Source organism: Nonomuraea sp. KM88 (assembly GCF_052245635.1).
In the GTDB taxonomy this organism is placed as follows: Bacteria; Actinomycetota; Actinomycetes; order Streptosporangiales; family Streptosporangiaceae; genus Nonomuraea.
Window position 1 is genome coordinate 189,718 of sequence record NZ_JBQQCC010000001.1, and the last position, 12,299, is coordinate 202,016.

A 12,299-nucleotide genomic window follows, 5' to 3' on the forward strand; every position below is an offset into this window, starting at 1 on the left:
GCGGATGCTCGCGTCGGTCCACCTTGAGCGTCCCGTGGGGCGCGCGCTAAATGTCGGATGCGGCGTGTCCACTGCGGCGCTCGCGCCTTTGGCCCATCGTGTCGTCGGCTTGGAGCCGGTCCCGGCGATGCTTGTCCACCGGCGATCCGTCGCGCCCTCCGCTCGATTCGTCATCGGCACAGCGGAGCGGCTGCCGTTCGCCGCGGCGTCGTTCGACCTCGTCGCCGCCGCTGGTTCGCTGAACTACACCGACCTCACCTCCGCCCTTGCCGAGGTGGTCCGCGTCCTGGCTCCGGACGGGCTATTCCTCGTGTACGACTTCTCGAAAGGCCGGTCCTCGCCGACAGGCGACGCGCTGGCGGCGTGGTTCGAGTCGTTCGAGCAGCGGTTTCCATCGCCGCCCGGATGGCGGCCGCTGGCCGTGCAGCAGTTGCCGCTCCTCGCGGAGGGGCTGCGCCTGCTCGACTACGCCGACGTTGAGATCGCCCTGCTGATGATATTGGGCGATTATTTGCGTTACGTACTGGGAGAGGTCGCCGTGGACAGCGCGATCGCGCGGGGGGACGACAGTGTGGAGAGGGCGAGCGACTGGTGCCGTCATACACTCGTGGAGGTGTTCCGGGGTGGGGATGTGACCGTGGTTTCCGAAAGTATCTAGCGACGCTGGCCCCGGCCGGCGGCGGACGATCCGCTGGATGACGTGCCGGAAGCTGGTGGAGCACTGGCGCCGTCGCGTCTCTCCGCCGTCGTTGGTACAACGTCGAGCAGCGGCCACCCACGGAAGGGAAAGCAAGGCCACAGCAGCCTCCGCCCACCGGCTGACGGTTTGCGGCTGTCGTGACCGCTGCCCGTCCAACCAGATCGAGCAGAGCCATGGCGTTGAAAGGCGAGGCACCAAATCGAACGGGCTTGCGCGGAAGGTGTTCCGCGCCGGTCCCCGGCGACGCGCCTGCCCAATCGCACGACGTAGACGATCGGACTTCGCCCGGGACCGGCGCGAAACCACGGACGTGGCGACGTGCCCTCCGGAGGCACAGAGCCACGCCATGGCGGGTGATGGCCGACTGACGTCCATAACGGCCTCCCGCGGCATTAGGTTCTCATGGTGGTCCCTTGGAAAACTGCAGTTCGTCGCTATGCAGGAGATCATGGTTTTTGCTGTTGGCTGGGCGAGAGTCGGCGGCGGATTGGGTTTATGTCGGGATACGTCGCCAGGCCTCATCGACGATGATCACGTGGTCGAGGAGGCGCACCCCGACGGTCTCGGCGGCCGCGAGGAGTTGGGTGGTGGCTTCCAGGTCGGCCACACTCGGCTCCAGGGAACCGCCCGGATGGTTGTGTGCCAGGCCGAACATCGCGCCGCCCGCGGTGAGCACTTCGGTGATCACCTCCCGGATCGGCACCGTCGTATGGTCGGCCCCGCCCTCGGAGAGCACAACGCGCCTGAGCACCCGGCCACGGATGTCGCACACGACCAGGACCAGCCGCTCCTGAGTACGATCTCGCAGCAGAGGGGCGCACGCGTGTGCCAGGTCGGACGTGTTGTTGATCCGCTCCCGCTCCGGCCAGGCGTCCGCCCGCCGTACGAGATGGAAGGCCGCGCTCACCCGCGCGGCCTTGGCCGGGCCGATGCCGGGCACGGTGAGCAGCCGGTGCGGCTCGGATCGGCTGAGCGTCTCCAGATCCCCGCAGCGCTGGATCACCTCGCTGGCCAGATCGAGAGCGCTCGACCCGCGAAACCCCGAGCCGAGCAGCACGGCCAGCAGCTCCCGGTCGGCGAGAGCGGCGGCACCGCTGGCCATGAGCCGCTCGCGGGGCCGGTCGCTTTTCGGTAGATCCTTGACTCGCATCGGCAACCTCCGCGACCGTTCTATCAACGCGTACCGACAATCTCTGACCTGCGCGTTTGCCGCGCATCCCAGACGTGGCCCCGTAGGTGAAATATCGAGATAACACGGTGCGCAGCCGGGGCGTTGGGGAGGGGATTGCCACCGGCTTCGTCCGGACCAGCGCCGTCGGCGGCTTCTCCAGCGGTCCTTGAGCAGCCGCAGAACATCCTGCCACGTTCTGCCACCCTGGCGGGGAAGGCGTCGCGCTTGTGGGCTGACGGCGTGCACACCGTCGGACCCGCCGGAGGCTGGGCGGGGCGAGGTCGTAAAGGTGACCCAGAACGGTGCCGAGGGCCGGTGACGCGTGCTTCCGGCTCACGGCGCCTGTCCGCTGTCCGCGCACCTGCCTGCCCCGGGATCCGCAGTGCGTGACCCGGTGCCGCCTGTCGACACGCATCGTGCGCCGAGAGCGTCCAGGAGATGCGCGGAATCGCGTCCTGCGAAGTGTGGTCGTGGCGGAAGAGCGGGCTCCGGGCGAGGAGGCGCTCGCCCGGAGCCAGAGCCTGCCTAGACGGGCATGCTGTACGTGATCCGGAAGCGGTCTCCCGGGATGACGATGTCGCTGGTCTCAACGGGACGATCGCCGGCCCAGTGAGTGCGCTCGATGTGCAGCACGTGAACGCCCGCCGCCAGGTCGAGCGCGTCGCTCTCCGCGGGGCGGGGAACGCGGGTGTGCACGCTCTCGACCACCTCGGTGATCTTGATGCCGTGGGCGTACATCCTCGCCACCAGGCCGCGCCGTTCCTCCTCCGAATGGGCGGCGAACTCCATCGGCTCGTACGAGGTGGCGAGCTGCAGCGGCTTGCCGTCGCCGCGATAGACGTAACGCGTCTTGCTCAGCGTGGTCGACTCGCTGAGGCGCAGCCGCCTGGCGATGTCAGGGCCCGCTTCGGCTGGTTCGCTGTGCCAGTCCCATGTCACGCGCCTGCCCTGAGACTGCAGGTCTGCCGCGAACGGGGCAGGGTGATCCAAGAACCGCCATCGATGCAACGCGGTGAGGTCGGGGCGTTCCCTGACGTAATGGCCCGATCCCACGCGGCCGATGATGAGGCCTTCACCCGCTAGTACGCGAAGGGCGTGACGGGCGGCGGTCTCGCCGACCTGATATTTACGGGTCAGCTGCGCCCGCGATGGAATGGGCGCGCCGGGGGGAAGGGCGCCGTCGGTGATCTGTCGCCGGATGTCTTCGACGACACGCAGGTAGACCGGATCTGAGGTGGCCACTAGTCCATCCCTGGGGGTTCGTGTGAGGCGTTGCCCTATGTTGCCGTATTCGGCAGGTAACCGACCGTCATCGACGACTGCTGGAGCCCCAACTTTGCGATGGCGGAAAATTATCGGAGAAACCCTGTAACGCGGATGTAAGGGACGCCGATTCTCCGATAGAGGTCGTCGATGTGTGTACCCCCGAGCACATATCGGCGACCTCTTCCATGCCCATACCTGCCGCTCCAGCGGCTCTGTGGATCGGGCGGACCGGTCGCGTCCGGCCCGCGGCATTCTGGCGGGGCGGCGCTGCGGCCAGGGACGTCGCTTCGACTGCCCGGGCGCGTCGCGCATGCCTACATCCTCGCAGTTCGGACAGTACGGCACACCGCTTGTACGGCCAAATGCCCCAGCAGCGGCGGAGGCCGACACCAGGGCCGCATCAGTCTCACTCCCGCATCGAGTAACACACTGGCCAGCCAGAACTGCCACGAACGCGGCCGCGTTGGCGGGGATGGCGTAGCGCCTGCAGGGAGGGCATGAGGGCGGCAGTTGCGGGGATGGCGGCGGTTGCGGAAGCCGGGAGGGTGGTGCGGTCATGAGGGTGGCGCGGTGGAGGGGCGCATGAGGGTGGCGCTTGCGGGGATGGGGATGGCGGCGGCGCTTGCGGAAACCGGGAGGGTGGTGCCTGCGGAGGTCATGAGGGTGGCGGTGGCGCTAGTGGAGGGGGACATGAGGGTGGCGCTTGCAGGACGGGGATGGCACGGCGCTGGGGCGGCGCCTGCGGGAGAGGCATGCGGGCGGCGCTTGAGGACGGGCATGAGGCGGCGCGTGCGGGCGACAGGGATGACGGTGGCGCATGCGCTGACCGGGATGACGGCGACAGCGAAAGAAGAGGTCCGGATCCGCGGAGACTTCCTGTTCCTGGGCTGGGAGCGCCATGCTCGGGGGAGAGCCTTGGGAGCGGGCCGGGGCCAGGGGATCGCGTGGTCCGGCGTTGGAGAGGTGAGCGATCGGCCAAGGGGATGTCGTGGGCCGCGGCGGTCCCGGGAGCCGGGGTGAGCGGCAGCGAGAGTGTTCCTGGGCGGAGGCCGTGGGCCTGCGACGAGGTCCGCGCGTAATGGCGGGTCGCAACGGCGGTGTGGCTGGAGGACTCAGCCGAAGGACCTATCGTTGGGTGAGCGGCCCACGACTGCTGTCGAAAGGGGGCAAAAGGCGGCTCCAGGCAGGCAAAGCGGGGTGGCGACGTCCAATGGATTTCTGAATCCAGGTAGCGTTCGCACTATGGCATCGCCAACTGGAACCACCGATGCGCCCTTCGGCCGGATGCTGACCGCGATGGTCACGCCGTTCACTTCTGACGGTGAGGTCGATTATGTGGCTGTGCGACGTCTTGCTGCCTATCTGGTAGACGAGCAGCGAAATGACGGCTTGATCGTCAACGGGACGACTGGTGAGTCGCCCACCACTTCGGACGAGGAGAAACAGCGCATCGTCAGTGCCGTCCTCGACGCGGTCGGTGACCGCGCGGCCGTGGTGGCGGGAGCGGGCTCCAACGACACCCGCCATAGTGTCGAGCTCGCGAAGCAGGCGGCACGTGACGGCGCACACGGCCTCCTGGTGGTGACGCCTTACTACAACAAGCCTCCGCAAGAGGGTTTGTATCGGCACTTCACCGCTGTCGCCGACGCGACCGACCTTCCCGTGATGCTCTATGACATCCCGGGGCGTAGCGGAGTGCCGATCAAAACTGAGACTCTGATCAGGCTGGCGCAACACGAACGGATTGTGGCCGTCAAGGACGCCAAGGGCGATCTGTTCGCTGCCAGTCAGGTGATGATCGCTACCGATCTTGTCTTCTATTCGGGAGACGACCTGCTCAACCTGGCCTGGCTCTCGCTCGGGGCGACCGGGTTCGTCAGCGTCGTCGGGCATGTGGTCGGCGCCGAGTTGGCGCGAATGATCCACCTGCACAAGAGCGGCGAGGTCGCTCAAGCGCTTGCCCTGCACAGTCAGGTGGCTCCCGTCGTGGACGGGATCATGCTGCGTGCGGGCGGCGCGATCATGGCAAAGGCGGCACTGAGCATGGTGGGCGTGCCGGTAGGGCCGGTACGGCTGCCGCTCGTGGACGCGACAGAGAAGCAAATCGCCGAGCTGCGTGCTTGCCTGGTAGCCGGCGGGGTGAAGTTGACAGACGCATAGGAACGGGGAGGAACCGGGAGTTTTGAGAACACGATCTGACCGTGGGGGCCGGGCATGAGCCATCCGCATCCTGAGCTTGGCCCCCCACCGGCGCTGCCTCACGGCGGCTTGCGCATCGTCGCGCTCGGCGGGCTGGGCGAGATCGGCAGAAACATGGCCGTCTTCGAATACGACGGCCGTCTGCTGATCGTCGACTGTGGGGTGTTGTTCCCCGAGCCTGACCAGCCGGGTGTCGACCTCATTCTGCCCGACTTCGAATACATCAGAGACCGGCTCGACGATGTCGAAGCCGTCGTACTGACGCACGCTCACGAAGACCACATCGGAGCTGTGCCCTATCTGCTGCGCGAGCGGCGCGATATTCCGCTCATCGGATCCAAGCTCACGCTTGCCCTGATCGAGGCCAAGCTCACCGAGCATCGGATCCAGCCGACCAAACGCGAGGTCGTCGAAGGCGAACGGCACGTCTTCGGACCCTTCGACTGCGAGTTTCTCGCGGTCAACCACTCGATCCCCGACGCGCTGGCCGTGGCTATCAGGACGCCCGCCGGCATCGTGCTGCACACCGGCGACTTCCGGATGGACCAGCTGCCGAGCGACGGCCGCCTCACCGATCTCGGAGGCTTCGCCAGGCTTGGCACCGAGGGCGTCGACCTGCTGATGTCCGACTCGACCAATGCCGAGGTGCCTGGGTTCGTCACCAGCGAGCGGGAGATCGCGCCGGTCATCGACGAGGTGATCCGCACCTCCGAGCAGCGGGTCATCGTGGCGAGCTTCGCCTCGCACGTCCACCGCATCCAGCAGGTCATGGACGCCGCCGCGCGGCACGGTCGTAAGGTCGCCCTGGTCGGACGATCGATGGTGCGTAACATGGGGGTGGCCCGCGACCTCGGCTATCTCAAGGTGCCGCCGGAGCTGATCGTCGACTCGCGCGACATCGAGGAGTGGCCGCCACAGGATGTGGTGCTGGTCTGCACCGGCTCCCAGGGCGAGCCGATGGCGGCGTTGTCGAGGATGGCCAACCGTGACCATCCGATCCGCATCGCCGAGGGCGACACCGTGCTCCTGGCTTCGTCGCTGGTGCCGGGTAACGAGACCGCGGTCAACAAGGTGATCAACGGTCTCACCCGGTGGGGCGCACGGGTCGTGCACAAGGGCAACGCCAAGGTGCACGTCTCCGGTCACGCGGCCGCCGGCGAGCTCCTCTACGTGCTCAACCTGACACGCCCGTCGAACTTCATGCCCGTGCACGGCGAGTGGCGGCACCTGCGAGCCCACGCCAAGCTGGCCGCCCTCACGGGCGTGCCGGACGATCACATCGTGATCGCCGAAGACGGCGTCGTGGTCGACCTGATCGACGGCCGCGCAAAGATCGCCGGTGCGGTGCACGCCGGATATGTCTACGTTGACGGTTCGTCGGTCGGTGAGATCACCGACACTTCGCTGAAGGACCGCAGGATCCTCGGAGACGAGGGATTCATCTCCGTGGTCGTCGTTGTCGACTCCAACACCGGCAAGCTCACCGCGGGTCCCGAGATTCACGCTCGAGGCTCGGGCATCGACCCTATGCAGTTCGACGAGTTCATTCCGCAGATCGAACGGGCCCTCGAGGAGAAGGCCGCGGAGGGGGTGGTCGACATGCAGGAGATTCGCCGGGTGGTCCGCCGCACGGTGGGTCGCTGGGTGAGCGACACCTACCGCCGCCGTCCGATGATCATCCCCGTGGTGCTCGAGGTCTGAGCTCACTGACGGCATGGCAGCCGGAACGCCTGATGGTACGGCAGGCGTTCCGGTCTTGCGCATCGCCGGACGATCACATGCCCGCTGCGGTCTCTTGACCTGCGGGTCGAGGGCTTTCATATGGGTCGGCGGCGACATGCCAGGATGCTTTGTGAGTATCGGCGCCCACATCTCAGGCGTTCCTCCTGCGCATCAGCCAGGCTGCGGCGAGCAGGGGGAGAGCTGCGTAGGCGACCAGCACGGCGGCGGCCACCGCGGGAGGCAAGAGCGAGCCGTAGACCGAGGTTGTGATCGTGTCGCCGGTGATCTCGCGGGGAAGCGCTCCGATCATCACGGATCCGAGGCGTTCGCTCCAAGGCTCGGGGATGTTGCCGATGATCATGGGGATGACGTAGACGAGACCGACGATGATGGCGATGGCACCGGCGCTCGAGCGCAGGAGCGCGCCGAGGCCGAGGCCGAGTAGTGCGAACACCGGCACCGAGACGCTGATGGCGATCAGGAGCGGAAGCCGGTCCGCGAACGCGCCGGAGTATGCACCCGAGAACCGGTCACCGAGGACCCATCGGGTGACGGCATAGGTGCCGAAGACCGCTGTCGCACCGGTGATCAGGCCCAGTGCCCCCACGACCGTGGACTTGGCGGCGAGCATCGGCCACCGGCGCGGGACGATGGTTAGGCTCGTTCTGATCATGCCGCTCGCGTATTCGGACGTGATGGCCAGCGTGCCCAGGATGCCTATGCAGAGCTGGGGCACGATCACGACCACTTCCTCGAGGTCCGCGATGCGAGCGCTCAAGCGTTGTTCGGGTGGGGCGTCGTCGTACATGCCGGCGGCCATCATGGCCAGCGCGTAGCCCAGCAGAACGGCGCTGACGCCGAGGGCGAGGATGAGGTGGGTCGAGCGAACAGAGCGGAGCTTGATCCACTCCGACGAGAGAACGCCCACGAACGAAGTCGTTCGGGTACGGGGACGCTGGTGACGGACACGAGGGGTGCTCGGTGCTCGAAGGGTTTCGGCTGGTGGCCTGCGCCGGCTGATCATCGGGCGGCTCCGAACTGCACGCTGGAGGCGGTCAGCGCCATGTAGGCGTCTTCGAGCGATGGGTAGGCCGCCGTCAGATCCGCGACCGTCGCCTCGGCGACCAGCTTGCCGCGGCCGATGATGACGATGCGCTCGGCGGTGAGGGCCATCTCGCTCATGAGATGGCTGGACAGGAGGATGGTCCTGCCCTCAGCGGCCAGCGAGCGCATGAGACCGCGGATCCACCGCACGCCATCGGGATCGAGTCCGTTGACAGGCTCGTCGAACATCAACACGTCGGGGTCGCCGAGCAGGGCGGCCGCGATGCCGAGCCGTTGTTTCATGCCGAGCGAGAAGCCGCCTACCCGTTTGCGGCTGACGTCCGCCAGGCCAACCTGCTCCAGCACCTCGGTCACCCGGGCTGGGCCGATGTCGTTGGTGCGAGCGAGGCAGAGCAGGTGGTTGTAGGCGCTGCGTCCGCCGTGGACAGCGCTCGCATCCAAGAGCGCGCCCACTTCGTGCATCGGCCTGCTGAACGATGGGTAAGGCCGGCCGTTGATGAGCGCGTGCCCGGAAGTGGCCGCGTCGATGCCGAGGATCAGGCGCAGGGTGGTGGACTTGCCGGCGCCGTTAGGGCCCAGAAATCCGGTCACGTGGCCGGGGCCGACCTTGAAGGACAGGTCGTCTACCGCGCATGTGTCGCCGTACCGTTTCGTGAGGCGGTGGAGTTCGATCACGCCGTAAAGGATGCGGTGCGGAGGGTCGGCGGCGCGTCGGACCACGGTTCGAATCTGAAGGTCAAACCCTGGGCTGACGTGCGCCAGCCGCTTCAGCCGCTACGGTTCAACGCGTGGACGACAGGCACCCCTTCTTCGCCCGGCGCTTGAGCCGCATCCAGCTGATCATGCTCGATCTGGCGGTGGGGCTGTGCTTCGGGTTCGTGGCCTTCACGATGGCGGTCAACGCCACGGCGCTGCCACCATGGCTGAGGTTCGCTCTGCCCTTCGGCCTCGGGCTGCTGCTGTCGGTGCGCAGACTGTGGCCGCTGCCTGTGTTCTGCCTGACGTCGGTGCTGGCCGTCTTCGCCGTCATGACCGATGCCATCGGGTTCGCCTACCTCGCACCTGCGTACGCCCTCTATATTGTCGCGCTGTCCGACAGGGCCGGCCCTCTGGTCCCTTCGTCCGCCATCGGCGGCTTAAGTCTGGTCACGTTGCTCGGGTTGACCCTGGCAGGTGCGCCACAGGAGAGTGCTCCCGACTGGCTGGTCCATTTCGACAAGCCGCTCATGGGGATCGCCGCCCTGGGCGGCTCATGGACGATCGGCCGTGCCGTGCACGAGCGCAGGCATTATGCGGCGCGCGAGGCCGAGCGGCTGGCGTCGCAAGCGGTGACCGATGAACGGCTGCGCATCGCTCGCGAGCTGCATGACGTGGTCACGCACAGCGTGGGGCTGATCGCGGTGAAGGCGGGCGTGGCCAATCATGTGATGTCGACCAGGCCGGAGGAAGCGCACGACGCTCTGCGGGTGATCGAGACAGCCAGCCGCAGCGCCCTGGTCGAGATGCGGCACCTGCTCGGCATGCTGAGGTCCACCGACGTGCCTGACCTCGTGCCCGCCCCGGGCATCGAAGGGCTCGAGGAGCTCGCGGCGCAGGCGCGGCTGGCCGGGGTTGACGTGGAGTTGCAGGTTCGCGCCGGTGGTGACGGTCGTGCTGGGCCGGTGTCTGGTGGTGATGCTCATGACTCACAGGGCCGGCTGCCTGAGGGGGTGGGGTTGTCGGTCTACCGGATCGTGCAGGAGGCGCTGACCAACGTTGCCAAGCACGCGGCGCCTGCCCGGTGCCGGGTCTCCGTCGTGGCCGACGGCAAGGACGTACGGATCGAAGTGATGGATGACGGACCGGGCAGACGCACGTTGCCTTCCGCCGGCACCGGGCACGGCCTGATCGGGATGCGGGAGCGGGTCATGATGTACGGCGGCACGTTCGAGGCGGGGAGCAGGCCTGGAAGCGGGTTTCGGGTGTTCGCTCGGCTGCCCTATCAGGAGGCGTCGTGATCCGGGTGGTCGTGGCCGACGATCAGGCGTTGCTCAGGGGAAGTTTCAGGGTGCTGGTCGACTCCGAGCCGGACCTTGGTGTGGTCGGGGAGGCGGCGACGGGCGCCGAAGCGGTCACCGTGGCCTTGGAGCAGCGGCCCGATGTCGTGTTGATGGACGTCCGGATGCCGGAGATGGACGGCATTGAGGCCACCCGCAGGATCAAGGATGTTTCCCGGGTGCTTGTGGTGACGATGTTCGATCTTGACGCATACGTTTACGACGCGCTTAGGGCTGGAGCGAGTGGATTCCTTCTCAAGGACACGCCCCCTGCGGATCTGCTCGCCGCCATCAGAGTGGTCGCGAGCGGGGAGGCACTTCTGGCGCCGACGGTGACGCGAAGGTTGATCGAAGAGTTCACACGCACCCCGGCGACGCCACGGGTGAGAGGGCTGGACGGGGTTACCGAGCGGGAAAGGGATGTGCTGACGCTGATTGCCCGTGGGCTGTCCAACGGTGAGATCGCGGAGCATCTTCAGGTGAGTCTGGCCACGGTGAAGACCCACATCACGCGGCTGCTGGCCAAGTTGGAGGCGCGTGACCGGGCGCAGCTCGTCATCGCCGCATACGAGAGTGGGCTGGTTTCCGCGGCGGGCTGATTCACGTCGTCCATTTCGTACGCCCAGCGATGCAGGTGATGGAGCCGTGACGTAGGTGCTGGTGGTGGTGTTGCGGCAGCGCCAGCTCAACGATCCGGCCCATCAGACGACCATGACGCCACGTCCGTCCGCGCAGGCCATCAGCCCGGTTGCTTGATGCTTTCGATGATCCGGGCGAAGCCTTCCTCCCCGTGGCCGGCGTCGATCTGCCGTTGGATGAGCCGCTGGACCATGGCGACGACATCGGTGCTGATGCCCTGGTCGGAGCTGGCGGCCAGGAGGTCATCGAGGTTGGAGAAGTGGAGGCTCTGTTGCCCTTCGACGGCGTAGTCCCCGCCGTCGATGACGGCGGCGAATTCCTGGAAGCCGCCGGTCATGGCGGTCAGCCAAGGTGTGGCCAGAGCAGCGAACTCGCCCGCCGTCACGCCGGCCGGCGCGACCATGGCGGCGCCGTGCATGAATCCGGCGAACATGACGTACATCCCCGCGAGTAGAGCAAGGTCGTACAGGGATGCCAGCCCAGCATCCGCACCGAGGTAGGTGCTGCTTCCCCACAGGTCGAGCAGCGGCTTGTGCTGATGGAAGGCATCGGCCGATCCGCTGTAGAGGATGGATGACCCAGGCTGGCCGATCATGTGCGGTACGGCCATGATGCCGCCGTCCAGATACGCGATCCCGGCATGGGCTGCCCAGGCGGCCAGCTCCTGCGACTGAGCCGGTGACGTCGTGGTTACGTTGATCAACGTTCGTCCGGCCAAGTCATGGGAGAGCGGATCGAGCACCTCATGAACCGACGCGTGGTCGAGCAGGCATACGATCATCAACCGGCTGGCCAGGACGGCGTCGCCGGCCGTCGAGGCAGCCTCCGCGCCCTGTGCGACGAGGTCGTCCGCCTTCTTCGGTGAACGGTTCCAGACGGTTGTCGCGTATCCAGCCTTCACCAGGGCGCCCGCGAGGACGCTGCCCATCGCTCCCAGGCCGAGAACACTTACCTGGATGCTGCTGTTCGTTGTCATTACTGGGTCCCCTCGTGTGTTCGTCGTTCGGCTGAATCCTCTCGGCTGCGGGTAGGTTTGACCAGTACGGACTATTTAGTCAGGTACTCACTCGTGGGTAAGTACGTATGGGAGGGACGGGTGGCAAGGTCAGCACGACGTGGTCCCTACTTCTGCGGCATCGACGCGGCTATGGACGTCGTCGCCGGCAAGTGGAAGTCGTTGATCCTCTGGGAGTTGCACCACTACGGAACTCGCAGGTTCGCTGAGCTTCGGCGTGGCCTGCCGGGCGTCAGCGAGAAAATGTTGATCCAACATCTGCGGCAGATGGAAGAAGACGGGCTCGTGCATCGTGAGGTTTACCGAGAGGTGCCACCGAAGGTCGAGTACTCCCTGACGGAGCACGGCGTTTCGCTCAATGCGGCTCTGAGCCAGTTGGGAGAATGGGGCACCGAACGCATGCGGCGGATCGGTGCCGAAAAGGTCTTTGTCCCCGATGCCGGGACAAAGCGGTGATAGAAAGCGTAGAAAGTTGATGAGTCGGGC

The 12,299-nt window shown here is 66.7% G+C and carries 10 protein-coding genes and 1 pseudogene; 6 read left to right on the forward strand and 5 right to left on the reverse strand.

Going from position 1 to position 12,299, the window contains the following annotated elements; genetic code table 11:
- The first annotated feature begins 4 nt into the window (after positions 1-4).
- Positions 5-658 (forward strand): class I SAM-dependent methyltransferase, encoded by a 654-nt coding sequence (locus ACTWPV_RS00925; protein WP_443150195.1) that lies wholly within the window; start codon positions 5-7, stop codon positions 656-658.
- A 535-nt stretch (positions 659-1,193) separates the two neighbouring features.
- Here ACTWPV_RS00925 and ACTWPV_RS00930 read toward each other — a convergent pair.
- Together ACTWPV_RS00930 and ACTWPV_RS00935 are read right to left on the reverse strand one after the other, a co-directional pair.
- On the reverse strand, positions 1,194-1,850 hold the full coding sequence (locus tag ACTWPV_RS00930; protein ID WP_443150196.1) for a JAB domain-containing protein: 657 nt from the start codon (positions 1,848-1,850) through the stop codon (positions 1,194-1,196).
- Positions 1,851-2,396: 546 nt separating this feature from the next.
- Positions 2,397-3,113 carry a GntR family transcriptional regulator gene (locus tag ACTWPV_RS00935; RefSeq protein WP_443150197.1) on the reverse strand — a complete coding sequence of 239 codons (717 nt, stop codon included), beginning with the start codon at positions 3,111-3,113 and terminating at the stop codon, positions 2,397-2,399.
- A 1,266-nt stretch (positions 3,114-4,379) separates the two neighbouring features.
- Between ACTWPV_RS00935 and dapA the strand changes: the two genes are divergently transcribed.
- Together dapA and ACTWPV_RS00945 are read left to right on the forward strand one after the other, a co-directional pair.
- Entirely contained in the window at positions 4,380-5,297 is a 918-nt protein-coding gene (gene dapA, locus ACTWPV_RS00940; RefSeq protein ID WP_443150198.1) for a 4-hydroxy-tetrahydrodipicolinate synthase, read from the forward strand.
- Between the two features lie 54 nt (positions 5,298-5,351).
- A complete protein-coding gene (locus tag ACTWPV_RS00945) occupies positions 5,352-7,037 on the forward strand; it encodes a ribonuclease J (RefSeq protein WP_347641569.1) in 1,686 nt (561 codons plus the stop codon).
- A gap of 172 nt (positions 7,038-7,209) precedes the next feature.
- On the opposite strand, the gene ACTWPV_RS00950 is transcribed toward ACTWPV_RS00945, so the two are convergent.
- The gene (locus tag ACTWPV_RS00950) at positions 7,210-7,986 is read right to left on the reverse strand and encodes an ABC transporter permease (RefSeq protein ID WP_443150199.1); all 777 of its coding nucleotides are present in this window, start codon (positions 7,984-7,986) and stop codon (positions 7,210-7,212) included.
- Between the two features lie 170 nt (positions 7,987-8,156).
- Positions 8,157-8,798: pseudogene (locus tag ACTWPV_RS00955) on the reverse strand (ABC transporter ATP-binding protein); the annotation flags it as partial.
- A gap of 113 nt (positions 8,799-8,911) precedes the next feature.
- Here ACTWPV_RS00955 and ACTWPV_RS00960 point away from each other — a divergent pair.
- Together ACTWPV_RS00960 and ACTWPV_RS00965 are read left to right on the forward strand one after the other, a co-directional pair.
- Positions 8,912-10,120 (forward strand): histidine kinase, encoded by a 1,209-nt coding sequence (locus tag ACTWPV_RS00960; protein ID WP_443150200.1) that lies wholly within the window; start codon positions 8,912-8,914, stop codon positions 10,118-10,120.
- Complete coding sequence (locus tag ACTWPV_RS00965; RefSeq protein ID WP_443150201.1) at positions 10,117-10,758, forward strand: response regulator; 642 nt, start codon at positions 10,117-10,119, stop codon at positions 10,756-10,758. Before ACTWPV_RS00960 ends, ACTWPV_RS00965 begins: the two co-directional genes overlap by 4 nt.
- A gap of 140 nt (positions 10,759-10,898) precedes the next feature.
- On the opposite strand, the gene ACTWPV_RS00970 is transcribed toward ACTWPV_RS00965, so the two are convergent.
- Positions 10,899-11,774, reverse strand: a complete 876-nt coding sequence (locus ACTWPV_RS00970) for an NAD(P)-dependent oxidoreductase (protein WP_443150202.1) — start codon at positions 11,772-11,774, stop codon at positions 10,899-10,901.
- A 171-nt stretch (positions 11,775-11,945) separates the two neighbouring features.
- Here ACTWPV_RS00970 and ACTWPV_RS00975 point away from each other — a divergent pair, with 171 nt between their 5' ends.
- Complete coding sequence (locus tag ACTWPV_RS00975; protein ID WP_443150203.1) at positions 11,946-12,269, forward strand: winged helix-turn-helix transcriptional regulator; 324 nt, start codon at positions 11,946-11,948, stop codon at positions 12,267-12,269.
- Positions 12,270-12,299 lie beyond the last annotated feature (30 nt).

Bases quoted from the DNA above. Each gene is read 5' to 3' on its own strand.
- dapA (WP_443150198.1), top strand. From the start codon at position 4,380: ATGGCATCGCCAACTGGAACCACCGATGCGCCCTTCGGCCGGATGCTG.
- ACTWPV_RS00970 (WP_443150202.1), bottom strand. From the start codon at position 11,774: ATGACAACGAACAGCAGCATCCAGGTAAGTGTTCTCGGCCTGGGAGCG.
- ACTWPV_RS00930 (WP_443150196.1), bottom strand. From the start codon at position 1,850: ATGCGAGTCAAGGATCTACCGAAAAGCGACCGGCCCCGCGAGCGGCTC.
- ACTWPV_RS00945 (WP_347641569.1), top strand. From the start codon at position 5,352: ATGAGCCATCCGCATCCTGAGCTTGGCCCCCCACCGGCGCTGCCTCAC.
- ACTWPV_RS00975 (WP_443150203.1), top strand. From the start codon at position 11,946: ATGGACGTCGTCGCCGGCAAGTGGAAGTCGTTGATCCTCTGGGAGTTG.
- ACTWPV_RS00925 (WP_443150195.1), top strand. From the start codon at position 5: ATGCTCGCGTCGGTCCACCTTGAGCGTCCCGTGGGGCGCGCGCTAAAT.